We start from the raw sequence: 21,300 nt of genomic DNA, 5'->3' as shown, positions 1-21,300 counted from the left end.
CTGGCTCACCCTTCCGACGCTACCTTCCGGTCCGGAATCGTGGGCAGTTCAGCCGAGCGGGTTCAGCGAGTCGGCCCAGTGCCGGGCTATTTGCAGCCGCAGCCCCGCAACGCCGTCGCCAGCACGTCGAGCGCCGCCTGTCCCGAGTTCTTGTCCGAGCCGTTGGACATGAACGCGAACGCGAGCACGCGATTGTCGCTGTCGAGCACATACCCGGCGAGGGTGTTGACGCCGGTGAGCGTGCCGGTCTTGGCCCGCACCCAGCCCCTGCCCCCTTGGGTTTGGTCCGAGTGGTACCGGCCGTGCAGCGTGCCTTCCGGGCTGCCCGCGACCGGAAGCCCGGCCAGCAGCGGACGCAGCTTCGGCGTGTTCGGGTCCTTGCCGTCCGGGCCGGCCGCCGCGGCGAGCACCTGCGCCAGCAGCCTGGCCGGCACCTTGTTCTGATTGGACAGTCCACTCGTGTCGAACAGCTGAAGGCCGTTGACGTCGAAACCGTGGTCCGCCAACACCTTCTTCACCGCGGCCGAGGCACCGGCGAACGACGCTTCCCCGCCGGTGGCCATCGCGACCTGGCGGCCGAGGGAGTCGGCGAGCACGTTGTCGGAGATCTGCAGCAGCGCGTACGCGAGGTCCGGCAGCGGAGCCGACTGGACTTCGCCGAGCACCTTCGCTCCTTCCGGCGCCTTGGCGGGGCCGGCCGGGCTCGCACCGAGCTTCTCCGCGACGAGCTGGGTGAGCGCGGTCCCCGGGTTGCCCGAGCGCATGGTCTCGTCGGCCTTCGGATTGCCGCGTCCGCCGTCGGTCATGGCCGGGACGATCGGAGCGCCGTACAGCGACGGCGCGTCGCCCGGTTCCCAGCCCGGCGCGGTGTTCGGGCCGCTGAAGGCGCTCGCGTCGAGCTGGACCTTCGTGACGTTGCCGCCGGCCTTCTTGACCTGGTTGACGAGGTCGTCGACGTGCGCCGCGCCCGGGTAGAGCGGCGAATCGGTGCCGACCGGCAGCGCGGTCAGCGACGGGTCGCCGCCGCCGACGATGACGACCGTGCCCGGCTGCGCGCCCTGGACGATCTTGGTGGAGATCCGCTTCGTCGGCTCCATCGCGAGCAGCGCCGCGGAGACGGTGAGGATCTTCGTGGTCGACGCCGGGGTCAGCGGCGTGTTCGACGCGTGGTCCCACAACACGGTGCCGTTGGCCGGGTCGATCACACTGCCGCTGAGCTGGGAAAGCGCCGCCGCGCCGGCGGGACCGGACAGCTTCGAGGCGACGCCGCTCGCGGACGGGCCCTGTGCGGAGGTGTCCGGACCGTGCAGCGCGAGGCTGGCGTCAGAGGGGTCGGGCTCGCTGCCCTTCGGCGCGTTCGGCGCCCACGGCAACCCGAGCCGGTTGGACACGGCGGGCACTGCCGACGCGCCACCCGCGGCGGCAAGCAGAAGCAGCACGACGAGCGCCAGGATCAGTACCTTCCGGCGCGGCTTCTTCCCCTCCGGACGAGGCGCGTCGCCCTGAGGCGGGATCGGCCCGGCGCCAGCGGGAGGCTCCGGGGACTCCGCGGCGGCGCGCGGCTGAATCTGCTCCGGGCCTGGGCGTTCCGCGAAGCCTTCAGCGGGTGCGGGGATGCCGACGGTCGCTTCGGACGGCCCCTGGCCGGAGAAGCCCTCGGCCGGACGCGGGATCCCGACGGTCGCCTCTGCCGGGAACTGCCCACCGGTCGGGTCGATCCGCATCGGCCGCACGTGGCCCGCACCCGCGGGCGGGACGGTGCCGGGCTGCGGTTCGGGCAGACCGGGACGGACGGGGATCTCGATCTGCTGCGACCACTGCTCGGAGCCGGATTCGTTCCGGTTCGCCTGAGACTCGTTCCCGGGACGGCCCTGGCCTTGATTGGCGCTGGCAGCCCAGTTTTCCTGGGACTCGTTCCCGGCACGGCCAGGCTGACCTGGATTGGCGCCGGCAGCCCAGTTTTCCTGAGACTCGCTCCCGGCACGGCCAGACTGACCCGGATTGAGCCGAGCGGCCGCGGACCCAGCGACCTGGCCGGTTTCGCCGCGGAAGCCGGGCCAGTTCTCCGCCGATCCGTCGCCAGCGCGTCCGGGCTGGGCCGAGCCGGAGCCAGCGGTTTCGCCCCGGAAGCCAGTCCGGTCGTCCCCACCGCGACCCGGTTGCGCGTTGCCTCGCCCCTGCCCCTGGTCGGACGGTCCAGCGGCACCCGAGTCGCCGGAGTCGCTGCGGAAGGCGGTCCACCCCTCCTTGGGCGGCTCCTCCCCTTGCTCGTCCCGCGCGACGATCGGGCGGAACGCCGCCCAGCCCTGGTTGTTTTCGCCCGTTCCAGGGTTTTCGTCCCGGAACGCGGCGAACTGCTGCCCCGCAGGCTCAGCGGACTGACCGGTCTGACCGGACTGGAACGGTTTCCACCCCTGCTCGCCGCCCGAAGCCCCGGAACCGGAACCGGACCCGGAGGGCTCGAACAGCGAGTTCCCCGGCTTCCGCGCGGCCTGCCACGCGGGCGAGGACTCCTGATCCCCAGCCTGACCAGGCGAAACGTTCGGCTGCGCGCGGACCGTCTGCTCCGCGGCCCCCTCCGCCGACGGCCTCCGCTGCTGCTGCGAAACCTGGAAAGTCTTCTCCGCGGCACCCTCCGACGAATCGACCGTCGAAGACTGGACAGTCGCCTCGGCGTCCGGACGGCCCGCGTTGTCGCCCGGCCGTGGCACCCCGGCCACGAACCGGGTCGGCCCCTCCACCGGCACCCACGGTGCCTGCGGTTTCGGCTCTTCGGCACGGCTGGAAGGCCCGGGCACCGAAGTGCCGCTCATCCGGTCCGCGAGGTTCGACCGGGGCGGTTCCGGCGGCGCGGCGGGAGCGTCCGAGGGCGCGTTGAGCCCGGGGACCTCCTCCGGCGGGACGTTCGGCTTGAACCACGATCCGGGCCCGTCTCCCGGTGTGACATTCGGCACGGAGAGCTGCGCGGTGGCTCCCGCGTCGCGCTTGGGCAGGGGGAGGCGGGAGGTCGCCCGGTCCGCCTGGGACGAGGTGTCCTCATCGCCCGTGGGCCACCTCGGCTGGTCGTTTTCCGGCACCCACCACTCCTTCTCACCCGCCCCCGGAGGGGCCAAGGTCACATGCCGTCTGGCCGACATCGGCGCGACCCGCCGACGGGGCGTAGTCCACACTAGTGACGTCAACGAGGTCATTAGGTTGCCGCCCACGAGCGCGTGGGACACCGAGATTCAAGAAGCAGCGAGGACGGCCGTGGAATTCGACGTCACGATCGAAATCCCCAAGGGGGAGCGCAACAAGTACGAGGTCGATCACAAGACCGGTCGGATCAAGCTCGACCGGACCCTGTTCACCGCGACCCAGTACCCGGCCGACTACGGCTTCATCGACGACACGCTCGGCCAGGACGGCGACCCGCTCGACGTGCTCGTGCTGGTCCAGGAGCCGACGTTCCCCGGCTGCCTGATCCGCTGCCGCGCGATCGGCATGTTCCGGATGACCGACGAGAAGGGCCCGGACGACAAGGTCCTCGCCGTCCCGACGAACGACCCGCGCCTTGAGCACCTGCGCGACATCCACCACCTGAACGAGTTCCACAAGCTCGAGATCCAGCACTTCTTCGAGGTCTACAAGGACCTCGAGCCGGGCAAGAGCGTCGAGGGCTCCAGCTGGGTCGGCCGCGCCGAGGCGGAGGCCGAGATCACCCGCTCGTACGAGCGCGAGACCGATCGCCTCGCCAAGGAAGAGATCAACGGCGGAGCGCACCACTGAGTCACGCGAAAAAGGGCCGTCCACCTGCCTGGTGGACGGCCCTTTTTTACTTCCCGGTCAGCCCGCGAGGGCCAGTTCGCTCGCCTCCTGCTCGGCGCGCTGCTCCATGGCCGACTTGTCCGAAAGCGGCTTCTCCCGCAGCAGCCAGACCAGCGCGAACCCGACGGTCAGCACCGCGCCGCCGATCAGGAACACCGTGCTCATCGAGCTGGAGAACCCTTCCAGGATCGGCCGGGCGAGCACCGGGTCGAGCGTCGACAGGAACGAGGTGTCGTTCACGTCGAGCCCGCCGCCCGCCATCTGCCGCGCGAACTCCGGGTGCTGTGCCAGCGCCGCGGTGTAAGCCGGGGAGGCCATCGCCGAGCGGACCGCCGCCGCGATCCGGTCGCCGACCGTGCTGAACAGGATCGACAGGAACACCGCGGTGCCCGCCGTGCCACCGATCTGCCGGAAGAACGTGACCGACGAGGTCGCGACGCCGATGTCGCGGGGCGAGACGTCGTTCGTGGCGGCCAGGGTCAGCGTCTGCATGGTCGAGCCGAGGCCCAGTCCGAGCACGAACGCGATGGCCATGACCACGCCGAGCGCGGTGTCGACGCCGATCATCGAGAACGAGTACACCGCCGCGGCCATCAGGCCGAGTCCGGCGACCGCGAAGCCCTTGTACCGGCCGGTGCGGGCGATGATCCGCCCGCTGCCGAGGCTCGCGACCATGATCCCGAGGGTGAGCGGCAGCATCTGCAGGCCCGCCTGGGTCGGCGTCGCGCCCTTGACGATCTGCAGGTACAGCGGCAGCGACATCATCGCGCCGAACATCCCGATGCCCTGGATCACGGTGACCATCGTCGACACCCGGAACACCGAGTTGCGGAACAGCCGCAGCGGCAAAAGGGCGGCGTCGCCCATCCGGCGTTCCTGCAGGATGAACAGCACCACGCCGAGCGCGCCGACCAGGTACATCGCCAGTGACGCGGGCGAACCCCAGCCCCATTCGCGACCCTGCTCGGCGACGAGCAGCAGCGGCACGAGGCCCAGCGTCAGCGCGCCGGCGCCGAGGAAGTCGACCTTCTGGTTCACGCGGGTGTGCGGAAGGTTCAGCACCTTGCTCACCACGACCAGCGCGGCGAGCGCGATCGGGACGTTCACCATGAACACCCAGCGCCAGCCGGTGAGGCCGGCGAACGAGTCGAGTCCGGCGAAGAACCCGCCGACGACCGGGCCGGCGACGCTCGAAACGCCGAACACGGCCATGAAGTAGCCCTGGTAGCGGCTGCGTTCCCGCGGCGAGGTGATGTCGGTGATGATCGCCAGCGCGAGCGACATCAGACCGCCTGCGCCGAGGCCCTGGAACGCGCGGAACGCGGCCAGTTCGTACATCGACCCGGCCATCGCGCTCGCCAGCGAACCGGCGAGGAACAGCGAGATCGCGGTCAGGTACATCGGCTTGCGGCCGAAGAGGTCGGACAGCTTGCCGTACAGCGGCGTGGAAAGCGTCGCGGTGATCAGGTAGGCGGTGGTGGCCCAGGCCTGCAGGCTCTGTCCGTGCAGTTCGTCGGCGATGGTCTTCATCGCGGACGACACGATGGTCTGGTCGAGGGCCGCCAGGAACATGCCGAGCATCAGTCCGGACAGAACCGTGAGGATCTGTCGGTGTGAAAGCCGTCCGTTCGTGGTGGCGCCCCCTTCCGCAGTGGCGGTGTCGCTCATGGTGGTCTCCCTCAGTGCCCGAGTACTTGCTTGTATCCCTCAACTACTTGCTCGTCACAACTGTTCCCGAAAAACTTGCATTCATCAACCAAATATCGTGTGACGCTAGTCTCCTGCCGGGCGATGTCGAGAACGCGCGACCGGCTCCGTCCCTGGCGCGAACGTGACGGCAACGAGCCGCCACCAGCACGGAGGAGAACCACGATGGCCAAGTACCTGCTGCTCAAGCACTACCGCGGCGCGCCGGCTTCGGTGAACAACGTCCCCATGGACCAGTGGACGCCCGAGGAGGTCACCGCCCACATCCAGTACATGCGCGACTTCGCGGACCGGCTCGTGGAGACCGGCGAGTTCGTCAGCGAGCAGGCGCTGTCGCCGGAAGGCACCTTCGTCCGCTACGACGGCGAGGGCCGCCCGCCGGTCACCGACGGTCCGTTCGCCGAGACCAAGGACGTCATCGCGGGCTGGATGCTCATCGACGTCGACAGCTACGAGCGCGCGCTCGAACTGGCCGGAGAGCTTTCCGCGGCACCCGGCGCGGGCGGCAAGCCGATCCACGAATGGCTCGAGCTGCGCCCCTGCTACGGCGTGACGCCCTCGGTCACCGAATGAACGAGGAGTTGCTGCGGGAGCTCGTGCCCGCGGTGATCGGCATCCTCGTCCGGCGCGGAGCGGATTTCGCGTCGGCCGAGGATGCCGTGCAGGAGGCGCTGATCCGCGCGCTGGACGCGTGGCGGGAGGATCCGCCGCGCGACCCGAAGGCGTGGCTCATCGCGGCTGCGTGGCGTCGCTTCCTCGACGCCACGCGGTCGGAATCCTCGCGCCGGGGCCGGGAAGTGGCGATCGACGCCGAGCCGCAGCCCGGTCCGGCGTCCGCAGTGGACGATTCGCTTCAGCTCTACTTCCTGTGCGCACACCCGTCTTTGACGCCGTCGTCGGCCGTCGCGCTCACCTTGCGCGCGGTCGGCGGGTTGACGACGAAGCAAATCGCGCAGGCGTATCTGGTGCCGGAAGCGACTATGGCGCAACGGATCAGCCGCGCGAAGAAGACGGTGTCCAGCGTGCGGTTCGACGCGCCCGGAGACGTCGCGACCGTGCTGCGCGTGCTGTACCTGGTGTTCAACGAGGGTTATTCCGGCGAACTCGACCTCGCCGCCGAGGCCATCAGGCTGACCCGGCAGCTCGCGGCGGGGTTCGACCATCCGGAAGTGTCCGGTCTGCTCGCGTTGATGCTGCTGCACCACGCGCGCCGGGCCGCGCGGACGAAGCCGGACGGCAGCCTCGTGCCGCTCGCCGAACAGGACCGCGGCGTTTGGGACACCCGGCTGATCGCCGAGGGCGTCGACATCCTGCAGGCGGCATTGGCCCGCGACCAGCTGGGCGAGTACCAAGCCCAAGCCGCGATCGCCGCGCTGCACGCCGACGCTCTCGCGGCGGAGGAAACCGACTGGGTGCAGATCGTCGAGTGGTACGACGAGCTGCTCGCGCTGACCGACAGCCCGATCGTCCGGCTCAACCGGGCGGTCGCGGTCGGCGAGGCGGACGGACCTCGCGCCGGGCTGAAGGCGCTGTCGGAACTGGACGACAAACTGCCCCGGCATGCCGCAGTGGCGGCCTACCTGCACGAACGCGACGGCGACCTCGCCACTGCCGCCCAGCTGTACCGCGAGGCGGCGGAGAAGGCACCGAACCTCGCCGAGCGCGACCACCTGACCCGGCAGGCGGCGCGGCTCAACACCCAGCTCAAAAGCTCGTGAGTGGCGAAGCCGGTTCTAACCGGCTTCGCCACTCACGACCTCACTCGCTGTAGCCCGGAATCGGGAACGGCTGCAGGAACTCGCGGATCTCGGCGGCGATCGCGTCCAGCGCGCCGTCCTGCTGCGCCGCGGCGGCGGTCACGGTCCGGTCGATCCAGTCCGCGACCTGCACCTGGTGCTCGGGCTTGAGCCCGCGCGTGGTGATCGCCGACGTGCCCAGCCGGATGCCGGACGGGTCGAACGGCTTGCGCGGGTCGAACGGCACGGTGTTGTAGTTCAGCTCGATGCCCGCGCGGTCCAGCGCCTGCGCGGCGGGCTTGCCGGGCACCGCCTTGTTGGTCAGGTCGATCAAGAGCAGGTGGTTGTCCGTGCCGCCGGAAACCAGGTCGTAACCCCGCTCGACCAGCGCTTCGGCCAGCGCCTTGGCGTTCGCGACGATCGTGTGCGCGTAGTCGGAGAACGACGGCTGCTGCGCCTCCCCCAGCGCGACCGCGATGGCGGCCGTCGTGTGGTTGTGCGGACCGCCCTGCAGACCGGGGAACACCGCCTTGTCGACGGCCTTGGCGTGCTCGGCGTCGGAAAGGATCATCGCGCCGCGCGGACCGCGCAGCGTCTTGTGCGTGGTCGTGGTGATGACCTGCGCGTGGCCGACCGGCGACGGGTGCGCGCCGCCCGCGATCAGGCCGGCGATGTGCGCGATGTCGGCCACCAGCACGGCGTCGACCTCGCGGGCGATCTCCGCGAACGCCGGGAAGTCGATGGTGCGCGGGATGGCCGTGCCGCCCGCGAAGATCAGCTTCGGCCGGTGCTGGCGGGCGAGGTCGCGGACCTGGTCGAGGTCGACGCGGCCGGTTTCCTTCCGGACGCCGTAGCGGACCGGCGTGAACCACTTGCCGGTGGCGGACACGCTCCAACCGTGTGTGAGGTGGCCGCCGTCGGGCAGCGCCATGCCGAGCACAGTGTCGCCCGGCTTGGCGAACGCCAGGTACACCGCGAGGTTGGCCGGGGAGCCGGAGTACGGCTGGACGTTCGCGTGGTCGGCGCCGAACACCGCCTTCGCTCGCTCGATCGCCACCTGTTCGATCTGGTCGATGAACTGCTGGCCTTCGTAGTAGCGCTTGCCGGCGTAGCCCTCGGAGTACTTGTTGGTGAGCACGCTGCCGGTGGCCTCGAGCACCGCCTGCGAAACGTAGTTCTCGGACGCGATCAGGCGGATCTTGTCGTGCTGGCGTTTCGCCTCGTCCTCGACGAGACCGGCGATCTGCGGATCCGCCGCGGACAGTGCGGACAAGGCGGGCTGGTGTGTCATGGCGTACTCCGGCTCTGCAGTGGCCCTCACCCAGGCGCGCGGTGCCGGCCTCGTCGTCGCTCCCCGGTGGTGCTCCACCTCTTGAATGGCGCCAGTCGCTGCTGCGGAAGCAGTTTAGTGCACTCCGCCAGCCCCCTCCGGTCCGTGGGAACCCGGCTCAGACCTGCTCGAGGCCGCCGCGGTGGCGTCGCGCGAGTTCCTGGTAGACCGCCGCGTTGTGGTCGACCCACACCCGCGCGGAATCGGTCAGTTCCACGAACTTCTTGGCCGGGCTGCCCATCGCGATCATCTCCGCCGGGACCTCGGTGCCCGGCGTGACCGTCGACCCCGCGGCGACGAACGCGCGCGCTCCGATCACGGCGCGGTCGAGCACCGTGGAACCGTTGCCGATCAACGCCTGCTCGCCGACCGTGCAGTCGTGCACGAGGCATTGGTGCCCGACGGTCACGTTGCGACCGACCTCGGTCGTCTCGGGTCCGGAGTGGATCACCGAGTTGTCCTGGATGTTCGCGCCCTCGCGGATGATGATCGGGCCGAAGTCCGCGCGGATCACCGCGCCGTACCAAACGGAAGCGTCCTTCTCGACGGTCACGTTGCCGATCAGGGTGGCGGTGGGGGCGATCCAGGCGTCCGGGTGGACCTGCGGGCTGACGCCGTCCAAGGAGAACAAAGGCATGCCCGGAGCCTAAGCGGCGTCAGCGGTATCCGGCGAAGCAGAGCGCCTCGATGTCGCCGCGCAGGCTCGCGGACGACCGCGGCCGGACGCGTTGCTGCACCACCGCGCCGAGCAGGTAGCTCAGCAGCGAGCGGGCGCGGGCACGGGGGTCGTCGACGTCGAGCGGGGCGAGGAGTTCGACGAGCAGCTCGGTGATCGAGGTGAGCATGGCGTCGATCGCCTGCGGATGCTGCGCCCGGCCCGCGGCGACCCAGTACTCGAACCAGAGGAACGCGCCGCGCGGGTGGTCGGCGAACTCGGCGAGGTAGGCCTCGGTCACCGCGAAAAGCCGCCGGCGCGGGTCGGAGTGCTTGTCCGCGACCTTGCGCAGATTTGCCGCGAAAGCGTTGATGTGCGCGGCCATCGCCCGGTCGATGAGCACGTCGATGTCGGCGAAGTAATAGTGGATCGCGCTCTTGGTGAGCGGTCCGGCCTCCGCGATCGCGCGTACCGTGCAGCCGGCGAGCCCCTCGCGGGCGAGGACCTTGCGAGCCGCCTCCACGATCTGTTCCTGCTTCTGCACTTGGTTGGGCGACAGCTGGGTGCTGCGGCCGGGCACGGCGCTCACGGTGATCCTCGTTACGTTTGTCAGGACGGCGGCCCTGAATCCTAGGCCAGTCGTCCCAACGTCTTCCGGCGGGTGAAAAACCGGATTGGCCACCCCGGTCCGCGCAGCGGACAATGCCCGGCATGGTGATCTCAGGGGACAAGGGGCTCAGCGAGGCGGCGCGCCGTCAGCTGGAAAAGGAAATCGCGGACCTGCGCGCGCAACGGGAGGCGCTTGCGCCGCAGCCGGGCGAGCAGGAACGCACGGGGGACGCCGCCGACCAGGCGGACGTGATCGACCGCGCCGAGGCAGCGGCGCGACTGGACCGGCAGATCGCCGACGTCACCGCGAAGCTGGAGCACGGCGCGTACGACAGCTCGCTGCTTCCCGACGGCACGCGTGTTTCGCTGCGTTTTTCCGACGGTGACGAGGAAGAGTTCACCGTGGTGACCCTTCCCGGCGAGGACGCCGACGCGATCACTTCGGACAGCCCGCTCGGCATCGCGCTGTCGAAGGCGAAGGCAGGCGAGGAAATCAGCTACCGCACCCCGCGCGGACAGGCCACCGCGACGGTGCTGAAGCTGACCCCGCCCGCCAACTGACCACATAGGACAGACAATGGCCGCCCCGGTTTCCGGGGCGGCCATTGTCATTTGTCCGCGCCGGCCACCGTTTCGGCCTGATACGCGTAAACCCCGTCGTTCTCGACCGCGACATGCCAGCCGCCGCAGTCCTTGTCCATCCGCTTGTGCTCGCCCGCGGGCCACCAGTCCGCGTTCAGCGTCGGGGCTTTCGCCTCAGCTTTTCCTGGCTGGCAAAGGGAAGGAAGCCCCGACGGTCCCGGCTGGTAGCGCAGGATCCGCTCCGAACCGGTGGTGCGGATCAGCTCGGTGACCGACTTCGCGTCGTCGGGCACCCACGACGGAAGCCGGGCGTCCGGGTTGGCCTTGCCCTGTTTTCCGGTGTCGTAGGAGACCGTCTTCACATGGCCGTTCGACTTCTCCTCGATCGAGGCGCCGACGCCGCACGACGCGACCGTGGCCAGCGCCGCGATCCCGGTCGCGGCCAGTACCGCCTTGTTCCGCACGTTGTTCATGGCTTCCAGTCAACCGGGACCGGCGCGGCGCGCCCTCGTTCTTCCGGCCCTTTGCCGCTGGCCAGTCGGCCGACTCGGTCCCTCACATGAGTGAAATCGCGAGTCATTCTCCGCGGTCGAGATGAGCCTGGAGCGCCGCGAGCGGACCGTCCCAGTCCCGGGCGAGCGCGGTGAGGAACTGCTGCGCGACCCGCATCGGCGCGGAATCGAGCCGGTACCGCACGCGGCGCCGCTCACCGGGTTCCGCGGCGACCAGCCCGGCGTCGGACAGCAGGCCGAGGTGCTTGGCGATCGCCTGCCGCGTGATCGGAAGCCGGGCCGCGAGATCCGTCGCCGTCGCCGGACCGCGCGCGGCCAGCTCGGCGAGGATCGCGCGCCGGGTCGGATCGGCGAGCGCGGCGAAAACCTGCTCGGCGACCGCTTCGGAATCAGCCGGCATCGAGACTGGCCGCCAGCTCTTCGAGTTCCCGTGCCCAGCCTTCGAGGTGCGAGCGGTAGGTGGCCGGGTACTGGCTGTCCGGCAGCTGCGCGAATCCGGATTCGACCACGGTGAGCCGGGTTCCGCCGTCGCGCGCCTGCAACGTGAACTCGACGTACGTACGCCGCGGGTCGCCCTCCGGCATCCCGTCGACCTGCCAGGTGAAGCCGAACACCGCGGCCTCCTCGACGCGTTCGACCCGGATCTCAGCGGTGCGTTCGCCGATCCACGCGACCCGCCCGAGACCGCCCGGACGCAGGTCGATCTCGGCCTCGTCGCCGAACCAGGCGCGCAGGCCGTCGGCCGTGGTCAGCGCGGTCCACACCGCCGCAGGCGGCTGCGCCAGCTCGACCGTCCGCTCGATGCGGTCGGGAAACCCCATGCCGTGCTCCTTCCGGGCCGAGCCTAGGCAACCACACTCCCTTGACGCAACCATCTGGTTGCCATAGTGTCGCAACCGTTCAGTTGCACTACTTGCCGAGTTCAGTTGCACTACTTGCCGAAAGGAAGACCGATGAACTCCTTCACCACAGAGCTGACCGTCGACCGCACCCCCGAAGAGGTCTTCGCCGCGGTCACCGACGTCCGGGCCTGGTTCAGCGAGTCGATCACCGGCACCGCGACCGAGGTCGGCGACGCGTTCTCGTTCATCGACAAGAGCATCCCGACGAGCCGGATCCGGGTCACCGAACTCGTGCCCGGCCGCCGGATCGCCTGGCACGTCGAAGACGCGTACATCGCCTTCATCGACCAGCACGACGAATGGACCGACACCCGGATGACCTTCGACCTCACGCCGGGCCCAGCCGGTACGACGCTGCGTTTCACCCACCACGGCCTGACCCCGGAAAGCGCTTGCTACCGCGATTGCTCCCGAGGCTGGACGAGCTGCGTCAACACCAGCCTGCACGCGCTGCTGACCACCGGCACGGGCAAGCCGATCCCGAAATCGGAGGCTCCGGAAGGACAGCCTGCCGAGTAATTCCCTCAGGGGAGCTGAAGATCGGAGGTGTCGCGCTTGACGTGCATCTCCCACAGCGTCTCGGCGATGTCGGCCGGGTCGATCTCCGGAAACTCGGAATTAGGCTCGATGGCTCCGGACAGCAGAGCGGCGTGGACGGCGCTTCCCTGGATCATGGCTCCGATCTGAAGCGTCGCCGCGTGCACGCCGTCGGGCGAGATTTCCGCCGCCAGGCTCTGGAGGTAGTTGCGGGTCGCGGCCATCGCCGGGCCGATGCCGCTGAGAACGGGAGCGGGCTGGGTGGCCGAGACGCTCTGGCTGATCAGAATGCTGCCCTCGCCGCGGTCGCGCAGTTCCCCTAAAACGGCCTGCACCAAAGCGATCGGGGTGAGGAAGTACAGGTCGAGGAGCCGCTGTGCCGTCGCGGTGGTCAAGTCGGCGGCGGGAGTGAAACCGTTCAGGTCCAACGGCGAGTACGACACCACGTCGATCCGCTCGAAGCGGTTGCGGATTTCGTCGACCAGCGCGGGAATCTCCGCCGGACGCGCGAGATCCGCGGGAAACGCCGCGGCTTCGATGCCCTCCGCGCCCAGTTGATCAGCCAAGGCTGCGAGCCGTTCACGGTTGCGCGCGACGAGGGCGATCCGGAACCCCTCGCGGCCGAAGCGCCGGGCGATCGCGGGGCCAAGGCCGGTGCCAGCACCGAGCAGGACCAGGGTTTTCGACACGGAACCTCCATAAGTTGACGATGGTCTCAACTTTGGCGCCAAGTTGAGACCGTTGTCAACTTTCTCGCCCGGACCTACGATGACCTGGTGAAAACGGAGGGGAAGCCAACGCTGCGGCGAGACGCGCGGCGAAACCAGGAGCGACTCCTCGCCGCGGCGGCGGAAGCCTTCCGGGAGAAGGGTTTGGCGGTGCCGCTGGAGGAGATCGCGCAGCGGGCGGGCGTCAGTGCCGGAACGCTTTACAACCGCTTCGGCGGGCGCGAAGGGCTGATCGACGCGGTGATGCCCGAACTAGTCGCCGAGCGGATGGCCGAGGCGATGCGTCGCGCGGAGGCGGTCGACGACCCGTGGGAATCGTTCGTCACCTACGTGACCGTGCTGTGCGAACAGCAAGCCGATGACCCCGCGTTCCGGGACGCGGTCAGCCGGCAGCTCCAGGACGCGCCGGAGCTGACCGCGCGGTGCACGGCCGAACTCGCGAAGTCGGTACGACTGCTCGAACGCGCGCAGCGGGCCGGAACCCTGCGCGCGGATGTCACGCCCGAAGATCTGATGCTGCTGATCTTCACGAACGCGCTGATCGTGCGCGAGACCGTTGAGGCAACACCGGACGCGTGGCGGCGCACGCTCTCGTTCAGCCTCGCCGGACTGCGCGCCGGTTGTGGTAGCTAGGAAGCATGCGAAGATCCTTTTCCCCCAGGGGAATCCGATGAACGATGACGTTTCCCAGAACCTCGTAGTCTTCCGAATCAAAGGCCTCCCCGAACCAGTGCTGGCCAGCGCGCCCACTCAGGCCGAGGACGCCGTCGAGCAGGCGTGGACGAGCGTCCGCCAGCAGCACAAAGTGCGTGGGTCCGCCGTTTTGGCGGTGTACAGCGAATGGCAGCCCTCCGCGGCCGACCAGAAATTCATGGCCAAGAACTTCCGGAAGGCCGAGTGCACCTACAGCTTCACCCGGCCCGCTCACGGTGAATGGGACCGCGCGTTCGCCGAAGCCCGCGCGGTGATGGCCGAAACCGAGCAGCGGAAAAGCGCCGAGGAGATACTGCCGATCCTCTGGAGCGCGTCCTCACCGCGCGGCGGACTGCTCGAAGCACTGCCGCACCGCCCTCTCGTGCCCGGCAAGTTGTCGGTCGCGCTCGCGGTGGTGTCGCGGACTCCCGCGGGCAAGATCGGGATGGAGCACATCACCCGGCATGAGCAGGAGCAGATGGGCGCGCCGCTCGAGAAACTGTTCGACGTCGGGTTCGGCTGTCTGGTCCGCGGGCTGAAGTTCGAGGTCAGCAGTTCGGGCGAGGACGTGCTGGTCTCACTGGCCAGGGAGAACCAACTGGCGGCGTCCGCGCTTGCGCTGCCCGATCTGCACGCCCAGCTGTCGCCGCATCTCGGGACCGGAGACCTGATCGTCGGCCTGCCCTGCCCGGACGAGATGTACGTGGCCAGGGAGGGCTCCGGACTGGCGGACACGGTCCGGGAGCAGGCGCTCGGTTCGCCGTACGAGACGACGGAACTGGTGCCGTCAGTGCTGCGGCTCGGGTCTGGCGGGCTGGAGTTGCTCGCGGAACGGAGCTAGCTCCCCTAACGGGTGAATTCGGGGAAGCCGAGCAGCTGCCCGCGAAACGAGTCAGGCCCCATCCGAACTGCTTCGGATGGGGCCTGACCTGCGGAGCCGCCTGGGGGAATCGAACCCCCGACCTATTCATTACGAGTGAATCGCTCTGGCCGACTGAGCTAAGGCGGCATGCCGCTGTGCGACGGTCATCAGTGTAGCGGAGGCATGGTGCGTCACCTTGCGGGGGCCGCGTCGTTAGGCTCCTATGACTTCGGTCTCACTCCCCGACCCGGCGATCATCTGGAGGACCCGGCACATGCAGCGAAGACTGCCCCGTGCGCTGGCGCTGCCCGCCACTGCCGCGTTGCTGCTGCTCCTGGCCGCGCCGGCTGGTGCGCAGGAGATTCCGACGACGCCGATCCCGCAGCCGAACAATCCCTCGCAGCCGCCCGCGTCCGCGCCCGTCGGGCCGCAGCCGCTCGGGCACGCGGTCGGCGACGCGGGCACGGCGCTCGGCGTCCTGCGGCTGCTGCCGAACTCGGTCACCACGAGCACGATCCTTCCCGGCTTCGGACAGACGCTGCCGAAGCAGTCCGCGCTCGAGGCGGGCATGGGCCTGTCCAGCGCGTCGGCGAACTCGGAGGCGTACCTGGCCTACGAGAAGTCGATCGCGCAATCGTCGCCGTTCGGGCTGGCCGTCGGGGGCCAGGCTCCGCAGACGCCGGGCAGCCTCGTGCAGACGGCGCTGCCGGACAACCCGAAGGAGATCAGCGGGGGCCTGAACGCGCCGTCGAACCCGCTGCTGAACATCGGGCTGCTCAACGGCACCGCGCACGCCCGCTGGAGCGAATCGCTCGGCCCGTGCGTGGACACGATCGCCGACGCCAGCACGTCCGTCGCGAGCCTGTCTCTGCTGAACGTCATTCCGACGCTCCCGCAGGTCCCGTTGCTCGGCGGCGGCGGGCTGAACCTGCCGCAGGGCACTCAGCTCGCGCAGGGTTTCGACCCGAAGAGCGGGCTGCAGAGCCTCGGCGGCCTGCTGCCCGGCGGCGGACAGACGCCCGCCGTGGGCACCGGTTCGCTGCTGAGCCTGCCGAACACGCTGTCGTCGCGGTCGCAGGTCAAGCTCGTCGACATCCCGGGCTCGAAGAACAAGGCCGTGCAGTCAAGGTCCACGCTGCAGGCGGCGGACATCAACATCCTCAAGGGAACGCCGCTCGAGCTGAACCTCAAGGTGGCCAGCCAGCCGACGCTCACCGTCACCTCCACCGGTGACGCGAAGACGTCCACAGTGGACTACCAGGCACCGGTGATCACCATCGGAGCCGGCGGCAAGACGCTGTACACGCTCGACGCGGCGCACCCGACCAAGGACATCCCGATCGGCCTGCCGCTCTCGCAGCTGAGCGACCAGTTCGGCGCGCTGGACAACGTGCCGGTGGTCGGCGGTCTGGTCGCCACCGCGACGAAGGGCCTGCAGCAACTCGGCGACACCACCGGGAAGGTGCTCGACCTCGGCGTGCTGCGGCTGAGCATCGCGAACCTCGACCAGAAGCAGTCCGAAGCGACCAAGCCGTTCAAGGGCTACCAGATCGGCGCGGCGGCACGGCTGCTCGACGTTCAGGTCCTGCCGACGCAGAAGCTCAAGGAACTGCTGCCGAAGCAGGCAGGAGACAACCTGCCGTCGTCGCTGGCGCAGCTGTCGCTGGGCGAGCAGATCGCCCGCGCGTACGCCCCGACCGGCGGTGTCGTGTGCGGTTCGACGACGACTCCGCCCGCTCCTCCGCAGGGCGGTGCCGCACCGGCTGGTCCGGTGAAGCACCTGGCCTACACGAACGGCGCGTACGACACGGTGCCGCTGTTCTGGACGGGCACGGCGATGCTGCTGATGGGCGTCGTCATGGTCGCGGCGTTCCCGAACCGGCGACGTCCCGCGCTGGTGCTGAAGCGGCCGTCCGGCGGTGCTGACACCCCGTTCAAGCCGTCGCCGCATCCGCGCGACTGACTCTCGCTAGTCACGGAAACGGCCCCCTCGCTGCTGGCGAGGGGGCCGTTTCCGTTGGTGTCTGAGTCAGCCTTGGCGAAGCGTGGTGACCATGGCTTCCACCGCGATCCGCGGCTTCACGTTCAGCCCGATCGCCTCGCGGCACTCCAGCACCGCTTCCAACCGGCGCATCGTCGATTCCAGCGACCAAGCCGCCGCGGCCGAGCTGATCTGCTCGGCGTGGTCGGGATGCGTCAGCGTCGCACCGGAGCGCGAAGTCGTCACGAGCACGTCGCGGTAGAACCCGGCCAGATCCACCAAAGCAATGTCGAGCGTGTCGCGCTGGGTTCGCGTCGCACGGGACTTCTGGCGCTTCTCCAGCTGCTTCACCGCGGCTTCGGCGGCACGTTTCGCTCCGGCGACGCCCTTGCCGGTGCCGTCGCCGCCCATCGCGGTGCGCAGCTCGGAGCGCTCCTGCTCGTCGCGGCCCTTGCTCGCCTCGCCCGCGTCCGCCTCCGCCGCGCTGATCAGCTGGTCAGCACTGGTGAAAACGTCGTCCGGACGGCGCAGCCCGAGCGGGATCCGCAGCACGGTCGCACGACGCTGCCGAGCGGCCTCGTCGGTGGCGAGCCGGCGCGCCCGGCCGACGTGACCGTTGCACACCGCCGCGGCCCAGTTGGCGCGCTCGGGATCGACGCCGTCTCGGGAGATCAGCACCTGCGCGATCGCCTCGACGGGCGGGGTGCGCAGCGGGACCAGCCGGCACCGCGAGCGGATGGTGACCGAGACGTCCTCCGGGTGGTCCGACGGTGCGCACAGCAGGAACACGGTGCGCGCCGGCGGTTCTTCCACCGCCTTGAGCAGTGCGTTCGACGCGCCCTCGGTGAGCCGGTCGGCGTCCTCGATGATCACGACCTGCCATTCGCCAGTCGTCGGACGGCGCGCCGCCGCTTGCACGAGCGCGCGCATCTCGGCGACCGAAATGGACAGTCCTTCCGGGACGACCAGCCGCACGTCGGCGTGGGTTCCGGCCATCGTCGTGCGACAGCCGGGGCACGCGCCGCAGCCGGTTCCGGTGCTGCACTGCAGTGCCGCGGCGAACGTGCGCGCGGCGACTGAACGGCCGGAGCCCGGCGGTCCGGTAAGGAGCCAGGCGTGCGTCATCGCCGCTGGCGCGACCGCTTCTCCGGCAACGATTTTGGCCGCCGCCGACGCCGCCGAAGACAGCGTTTCCATGGCAGGCTCCTGGCCGACGAGTTCCGTCCAGACGCCGATCGGAGTCGTCACCGATCCTCCACTTTGGACACCACGGGCAGCGCGTCCGCCCCGTTGTGCGCCGCTTCCGCTTCTGCTGCCTCGACGACGTCCGCCGCGGCGGCGTCCTCGGGGTCCTCGGGCAGCTCGGGTTCCTCCTCCGCCGGTTCCGTGGGGGCGAGCGTGGCAAGCGAACCGACGAAGACCGACTGGACGGCGTTGCGGACCCGGGCCGCGACGTCGCCGTCGGAGCCCTCGGCGTCGACCACCACGTACCGGTCCGGGTCGGCCGCGGCCATCTCGGCGAGCAGCTTCTGCACCCACAGCTGGTCCTTCAGCGACGGCTGCGGATCCTCCGGGTGCTCGGAGTCGAGAAGCACGGTGAGGTCCGGGCGGAGCCGTCCGGTGGCCCAGTCGACCAGCCCTTCCAGCTCGCCGCGGTCCAGCTCGCCCGCCGCGGACAGCGACGCGAGCGGGGAGTCGACAAAGCGCTCCATGACGACCACGGACCCGGCGTCGAGCGCGGGCTGGATCTGGCGTTCCACCAGTTCGGCGCGCACGGCCGCGGCGACGAGCGCCTGCGCCCGCACGCCGGTGAGGGCGGCGTCCGAAACAAGCGTGCGGAAGCGCTGTTCGCCGAGCGCGGGGTCGGCGGTGAGGACCACCGGCCGCGTGCCGGTACCGAGCCAGCGCGCAAGGCGAGCGGCCTGTTCGGCGGTGTTGACGGCGGTGGTGCCCTCGATGGCGATCAGGAAGCCGTTGACGCGGCGCGGGTTGCGGCGCAGCGCGTTGCGCAGGTCGCTGAAGATCTTCTCGGTGCGCCGCTCGTCCATCTGCCGGTAGGCGATGATCCCGAGCAGAACGGCCAGCAGGCCGCCGCCGAGGATGACCGGGCGGGTGCCGTCGACGATGATCGGGGTGCCGAACAGGGTGACGTTGCGCTGCCGGACCAGGCCGATCAGCACCGGCGTGACCACCGTCGCGCCGAACAGCACGATCTTGAGCATCGCCTGGTAGATCGCGTTGATCCGGCCGCGGATCGCGTCCTCGACGCGGGAGCCGATGATCGTGACACCGGTGAGGAAGGCGGTGCCGGCGCAGACGCCGACGAAGGCGACCGCGGCCACCGAGATCGACAGATGCGGCGACAACGCGACGACGCCGAGCGCAAGCCCGGCGAGGACGATCGAGATGCCGAACAGCCGGTCGTGCGGGAGCCGGTGCGCGAGCTTCGGGGCCAGCGCCATACCAGTGGCCAGACCGATGAAGACGGCCAGCATCAGCAGGTTGAACGCCGCGTCGCCACCGAGCAGCGAGGACGAGTACGGCTTGGCCGCGCCAATGACCGCGCCGCCTGCCGCGAAGGCACCGAAGGCACCGATCAGCAGGCCGCGGACGATCGGCGTGCTGCGGACGAACTTCAGCCCGTCGCGCATCATCGCGCCGAAGCCGAACTTCTCCTCGTCGGCCCGCTTGACCTTCTGCTGCGGCGTCGAGTGGACGTCGCGCAGGGACAGCTCGGGGATGCGGGTGGCGACGATGATGCCGCTGGTCAGGTACAGCAGGCCGGTGATGACGACGACGACCTTGGCGATGTACAGGTCGACGCCCGGGCCCTGGAACAGGTGGAACGTCGAGTTCGCGCCGAGGATCAGCGCGTTGGCGCCGGCGGCGGTGATGACGGCGAGGCCGTAGGTCATCACCATGCCGAGCTGGTTGGCGGTCTCGACCTGCTCGGGGCGGCGCAGCAGGTTCGGCACCGCCGCGTCCTTGGACGGGATCCACATGATCGAGCAGCTGCCGACCAGGAAGTTCGCGACGAACAGCCACCACGGCGCGCCGACCACGGCGATCGAGAGCAGGAACCCGCAGCGCAGCAGGTCGCAGAAGACCATGATCTTGCGCCGGTCGAACCGGTCCGCGAGGAGGCCGCCGAGCGGCGCGAAGAGCAGGCCGGGCAGCAGCGCGGTGACGATGACGCCGACGAACGCGTAGTTCTGCGCGGAGTAGTTGTCGAGGAGCTTGGTGCTCAGGCTGGTCAGGTTCAGCAGGTTCAGCCAGTCGGCGACACTGCACAGATACGTGACGCCCCACAGCCGACGGAATGGCTTGATCGCCAGCACTCGGCGGGCCCGGTGGATCGTGGACGTCCCGCCCGATCCGCCCGAGCCGGTGCCAGGCACCGACCGTATGCCCTCGCTGATACGCCCACCCCACTTGTCACGGCGGCGTCAGGCGACCCCTGTGGATCCCCCGACCGTGTGGTGGCCAGGGTAGTCCCGCCGCGCAGGCGGGTAGGGCACGCCCCGTGATATGGGTGAGCGGGCGGGGTCAGCCAAACAGCCCCTTCACACTGCTCACCAGGCTAGCGATGAGCTCGATCGCGACAATTCCGAACACGATGAGCAACACCACGGCGAGCACCACGCCCGCCGTGCTGCTGGAGGGACGGCCGAAACTGGGCATGCTGATCGAGGGCATCCCGCGCCGGCTCTGCCGCCCGGCAAGCTCCTCCTCGATGTCGTCGTCGGCGATCTCGGTCACTCGCTTCGGCCGCGGCAGGGGCACCTTTTTCAACAGCTGAGGAGCCTTGGTCGGCCACGTCCGCTGCCGCGGCAGCAGCCCGAGCGGAACCAGATCCGGCCGCTCCGACGGCGGAATCGGATTCGGCGTCTTGACGACTTCCTTCTTCTTGGCTTCCTCTTTCAGCGCGGCCTCGACCATCCGCTTGACCGCCTCCGGATCGTGCTCGACCGGCTTGGCGGTCGGCAACGGCCGGGGCCCGCGGCCTGAGGCCATCTCGAACCCGGACAACGGATCGGAGAACCGCTCGCCCCCGACGTCGCCGTCCAACGTCCCGTCCCGGTCGGGCCCGGAGGCGGGAAAAAACGGAGTCCCGTCGCTCGTGCTCATGGTGACCACCTCACTACGGAATGTCCGCCGCGTCCAGTGTCGGCGAGAGTACCGGTCCTCGCATCCACCCAATGGCGGCAGAAGCACTACTGCCCGCGCCCGCGAAGACGCGCGCCACCCAGGCCAGTGACCGCTGATAGACGGCGGCGTGGCGATTTTTCAGCCGGAAGGAACTGGGGACGGCTCAGAGGCGCAAGGTCCGCCCCCGGGCTGAGATTGAGCAGGCCGGGGCGGGTGCCGAGCCGCCATTTCCCAGGCGGGGCCTCTTCAGGCGACAACGTCCGAGACCAACTGAGCCAGACGATAAGCCAACCCACACCCAGGTTCAGTCAAACCCGACCCAACCAACCGACGCCACCCCAGACCCAACCACCCCTTCGGCACCCCAGCCCGAGCCACCATTCACCCCAGACCCAGCCACTCTTCAGCGACCCAACCGCGGGATCGCGTCGGGGTTTGGGGGGGGGGGGGGGCGCCGGCTCCCCGACCCGGGGGGGGCACACCCCCCCACCCCACCCCCAAAAAAACCCC

At 69.6% G+C, this 21,300-nt stretch carries 20 protein-coding genes, 1 tRNA gene and 1 riboswitch; of the genes, 8 read left to right on the top strand and 13 right to left on the bottom strand.

Features of this window, described 5'->3' with window-relative positions; genetic code table 11:
- Window positions 1-86: 86 nt before the first annotated feature.
- Window positions 87-3,077, bottom strand: coding sequence for a D-alanyl-D-alanine carboxypeptidase/D-alanyl-D-alanine endopeptidase (gene dacB, locus ACZ7OI_RS05750; RefSeq protein WP_470262992.1), 2,991 nt, complete (start codon window positions 3,075-3,077; stop codon window positions 87-89).
- 172 nt (window positions 3,078-3,249) lie between these two features.
- Between dacB and ACZ7OI_RS05745 the strand changes: the two genes are divergently transcribed.
- On the top strand, window positions 3,250-3,768 hold the full coding sequence (locus ACZ7OI_RS05745) for an inorganic diphosphatase (protein ID WP_470262991.1): 519 nt from the start codon (window positions 3,250-3,252) through the stop codon (window positions 3,766-3,768).
- A 57-nt stretch (window positions 3,769-3,825) separates the two neighbouring features.
- Here the strand turns inward: ACZ7OI_RS05745 and ACZ7OI_RS05740 are convergent, their stop codons facing one another.
- Window positions 3,826-5,475: an MDR family MFS transporter gene (locus ACZ7OI_RS05740; protein ID WP_470262990.1), complete on the bottom strand. Its 1,650-nt coding sequence runs from the start codon at window positions 5,473-5,475 to the stop codon at window positions 3,826-3,828.
- A gap of 204 nt (window positions 5,476-5,679) precedes the next feature.
- Here ACZ7OI_RS05740 and ACZ7OI_RS05735 point away from each other — a divergent pair, with 204 nt between their 5' ends.
- Both ACZ7OI_RS05735 and ACZ7OI_RS05730 read left to right on the top strand, forming a co-directional pair.
- On the top strand, window positions 5,680-6,087 hold the full coding sequence (locus ACZ7OI_RS05735) for a YciI family protein (protein WP_470262989.1): 408 nt from the start codon (window positions 5,680-5,682) through the stop codon (window positions 6,085-6,087).
- A complete protein-coding gene (locus ACZ7OI_RS05730; RefSeq protein ID WP_470262988.1) occupies window positions 6,084-7,232 on the top strand; it encodes an RNA polymerase sigma factor in 1,149 nt (382 codons plus the stop codon). Before ACZ7OI_RS05735 ends, ACZ7OI_RS05730 begins: the two co-directional genes overlap by 4 nt.
- A gap of 40 nt (window positions 7,233-7,272) precedes the next feature.
- Here the strand turns inward: ACZ7OI_RS05730 and ACZ7OI_RS05725 are convergent, their stop codons facing one another.
- The 3 genes from ACZ7OI_RS05725 to ACZ7OI_RS05715 form a co-directional block, all read right to left on the bottom strand.
- Window positions 7,273-8,541 carry a serine hydroxymethyltransferase gene (locus ACZ7OI_RS05725; RefSeq protein ID WP_470262987.1) on the bottom strand — a complete coding sequence of 423 codons (1,269 nt, stop codon included), beginning with the start codon at window positions 8,539-8,541 and terminating at the stop codon, window positions 7,273-7,275.
- A 21-nt stretch (window positions 8,542-8,562) separates the two neighbouring features.
- A riboswitch (ZMP/ZTP riboswitch) is annotated at window positions 8,563-8,650 on the bottom strand.
- 48 nt (window positions 8,651-8,698) lie between these two features.
- The gene (locus tag ACZ7OI_RS05720; RefSeq protein ID WP_470262986.1) at window positions 8,699-9,217 is read right to left on the bottom strand and encodes a gamma carbonic anhydrase family protein; all 519 of its coding nucleotides are present in this window, start codon (window positions 9,215-9,217) and stop codon (window positions 8,699-8,701) included.
- A 19-nt stretch (window positions 9,218-9,236) separates the two neighbouring features.
- On the bottom strand, window positions 9,237-9,824 hold the full coding sequence (locus ACZ7OI_RS05715; protein ID WP_470262985.1) for a TetR/AcrR family transcriptional regulator: 588 nt from the start codon (window positions 9,822-9,824) through the stop codon (window positions 9,237-9,239).
- Window positions 9,825-9,946: 122 nt separating this feature from the next.
- Between ACZ7OI_RS05715 and ACZ7OI_RS05710 the strand changes: the two genes are divergently transcribed.
- Entirely contained in the window at window positions 9,947-10,405 is a 459-nt protein-coding gene (locus ACZ7OI_RS05710; protein WP_449671601.1) for a GreA/GreB family elongation factor, read from the top strand.
- 47 nt (window positions 10,406-10,452) lie between these two features.
- Here the strand turns inward: ACZ7OI_RS05710 and ACZ7OI_RS05705 are convergent, their stop codons facing one another.
- From ACZ7OI_RS05705 to ACZ7OI_RS05695, 3 genes are all read right to left on the bottom strand, one after another.
- Window positions 10,453-10,899 (bottom strand): hypothetical protein, encoded by a 447-nt coding sequence (locus ACZ7OI_RS05705; protein ID WP_470262984.1) that lies wholly within the window; start codon window positions 10,897-10,899, stop codon window positions 10,453-10,455.
- A gap of 103 nt (window positions 10,900-11,002) precedes the next feature.
- On the bottom strand, window positions 11,003-11,338 hold the full coding sequence (locus ACZ7OI_RS05700) for an ArsR/SmtB family transcription factor (protein ID WP_470262983.1): 336 nt from the start codon (window positions 11,336-11,338) through the stop codon (window positions 11,003-11,005).
- Window positions 11,328-11,759, bottom strand: a complete 432-nt coding sequence (locus tag ACZ7OI_RS05695; protein WP_470262982.1) for an SRPBCC domain-containing protein — start codon at window positions 11,757-11,759, stop codon at window positions 11,328-11,330. The genes ACZ7OI_RS05700 and ACZ7OI_RS05695 overlap by 11 nt, the downstream gene beginning before the upstream one ends.
- Before the next feature lie 132 nt (window positions 11,760-11,891).
- Here ACZ7OI_RS05695 and ACZ7OI_RS05690 point away from each other — a divergent pair, with 132 nt between their 5' ends.
- On the top strand, window positions 11,892-12,359 hold the full coding sequence (locus ACZ7OI_RS05690) for an SRPBCC family protein (protein ID WP_470262981.1): 468 nt from the start codon (window positions 11,892-11,894) through the stop codon (window positions 12,357-12,359).
- A 5-nt stretch (window positions 12,360-12,364) separates the two neighbouring features.
- On the opposite strand, the gene ACZ7OI_RS05685 is transcribed toward ACZ7OI_RS05690, so the two are convergent.
- Window positions 12,365-13,066 carry an SDR family NAD(P)-dependent oxidoreductase gene (locus ACZ7OI_RS05685; RefSeq protein ID WP_470262980.1) on the bottom strand — a complete coding sequence of 234 codons (702 nt, stop codon included), beginning with the start codon at window positions 13,064-13,066 and terminating at the stop codon, window positions 12,365-12,367.
- Window positions 13,067-13,153: 87 nt separating this feature from the next.
- On the opposite strand from ACZ7OI_RS05685, the gene ACZ7OI_RS05680 reads away from it, so the two are divergent.
- Entirely contained in the window at window positions 13,154-13,738 is a 585-nt protein-coding gene (locus tag ACZ7OI_RS05680; protein ID WP_470262979.1) for a TetR/AcrR family transcriptional regulator, read from the top strand.
- Window positions 13,739-13,775: 37 nt separating this feature from the next.
- Entirely contained in the window at window positions 13,776-14,639 is an 864-nt protein-coding gene (locus ACZ7OI_RS05675; RefSeq protein WP_470262978.1) for a hypothetical protein, read from the top strand.
- A 94-nt stretch (window positions 14,640-14,733) separates the two neighbouring features.
- On the opposite strand, the gene ACZ7OI_RS05670 is transcribed toward ACZ7OI_RS05675, so the two are convergent.
- A tRNA-Thr gene (locus tag ACZ7OI_RS05670) sits at window positions 14,734-14,807 on the bottom strand.
- Window positions 14,808-14,934: 127 nt separating this feature from the next.
- Here ACZ7OI_RS05670 and ACZ7OI_RS05665 point away from each other — a divergent pair.
- Window positions 14,935-16,623 (top strand): hypothetical protein, encoded by a 1,689-nt coding sequence (locus ACZ7OI_RS05665; RefSeq protein ID WP_470262977.1) that lies wholly within the window; start codon window positions 14,935-14,937, stop codon window positions 16,621-16,623.
- A gap of 66 nt (window positions 16,624-16,689) precedes the next feature.
- On the opposite strand, the gene ACZ7OI_RS05660 is transcribed toward ACZ7OI_RS05665, so the two are convergent.
- From ACZ7OI_RS05660 to ACZ7OI_RS05650, 3 genes are all read right to left on the bottom strand, one after another.
- Window positions 16,690-17,889 (bottom strand): DNA polymerase III subunit delta', encoded by a 1,200-nt coding sequence (locus tag ACZ7OI_RS05660; protein ID WP_470262976.1) that lies wholly within the window; start codon window positions 17,887-17,889, stop codon window positions 16,690-16,692.
- Entirely contained in the window at window positions 17,886-20,048 is a 2,163-nt protein-coding gene (locus ACZ7OI_RS05655) for a bifunctional MFS transporter/dTMP kinase (protein ID WP_470263448.1), read from the bottom strand. Before ACZ7OI_RS05655 ends, ACZ7OI_RS05660 begins: the two co-directional genes overlap by 4 nt.
- A 139-nt stretch (window positions 20,049-20,187) precedes the next feature.
- The gene (locus tag ACZ7OI_RS05650) at window positions 20,188-20,769 is read right to left on the bottom strand and encodes a hypothetical protein (protein WP_470262975.1); all 582 of its coding nucleotides are present in this window, start codon (window positions 20,767-20,769) and stop codon (window positions 20,188-20,190) included.
- Between the last annotated feature and the right edge of the window lie 531 nt (window positions 20,770-21,300).

Source organism: Amycolatopsis sp. NPDC114503 (genome assembly GCF_055633655.1).
The sequence above is the reverse complement of the archived record's forward strand: the minus strand, read 5'-3'. Positions and strand labels throughout refer to the sequence as shown.

Excerpts from the sequence above, each read along its gene's own strand:
- ACZ7OI_RS05730 (WP_470262988.1), top strand. The coding sequence starts at position 6,084 with ATGAACGAGGAGTTGCTGCGGGAGCTCGTGCCCGCGGTGATCGGCATC.
- ACZ7OI_RS05735 (WP_470262989.1), top strand. The coding sequence starts at position 5,680 with ATGGCCAAGTACCTGCTGCTCAAGCACTACCGCGGCGCGCCGGCTTCG.
- ACZ7OI_RS05665 (WP_470262977.1), top strand. The coding sequence starts at position 14,935 with ATGCAGCGAAGACTGCCCCGTGCGCTGGCGCTGCCCGCCACTGCCGCG.
- ACZ7OI_RS05720 (WP_470262986.1), bottom strand. The coding sequence starts at position 9,217 with ATGCCTTTGTTCTCCTTGGACGGCGTCAGCCCGCAGGTCCACCCGGAC.
- ACZ7OI_RS05700 (WP_470262983.1), bottom strand. The coding sequence starts at position 11,338 with ATGCCGGCTGATTCCGAAGCGGTCGCCGAGCAGGTTTTCGCCGCGCTC.
- ACZ7OI_RS05675 (WP_470262978.1), top strand. The coding sequence starts at position 13,776 with ATGAACGATGACGTTTCCCAGAACCTCGTAGTCTTCCGAATCAAAGGC.
- ACZ7OI_RS05695 (WP_470262982.1), bottom strand. The coding sequence starts at position 11,759 with ATGGGGTTTCCCGACCGCATCGAGCGGACGGTCGAGCTGGCGCAGCCG.
- ACZ7OI_RS05740 (WP_470262990.1), bottom strand. The coding sequence starts at position 5,475 with ATGAGCGACACCGCCACTGCGGAAGGGGGCGCCACCACGAACGGACGG.
- ACZ7OI_RS05705 (WP_470262984.1), bottom strand. The coding sequence starts at position 10,899 with ATGAACAACGTGCGGAACAAGGCGGTACTGGCCGCGACCGGGATCGCG.
- ACZ7OI_RS05650 (WP_470262975.1), bottom strand. The coding sequence starts at position 20,769 with ATGAGCACGAGCGACGGGACTCCGTTTTTTCCCGCCTCCGGGCCCGAC.
- ACZ7OI_RS05690 (WP_470262981.1), top strand. The coding sequence starts at position 11,892 with ATGAACTCCTTCACCACAGAGCTGACCGTCGACCGCACCCCCGAAGAG.
- ACZ7OI_RS05725 (WP_470262987.1), bottom strand. The coding sequence starts at position 8,541 with ATGACACACCAGCCCGCCTTGTCCGCACTGTCCGCGGCGGATCCGCAG.
- ACZ7OI_RS05710 (WP_449671601.1), top strand. The coding sequence starts at position 9,947 with ATGGTGATCTCAGGGGACAAGGGGCTCAGCGAGGCGGCGCGCCGTCAG.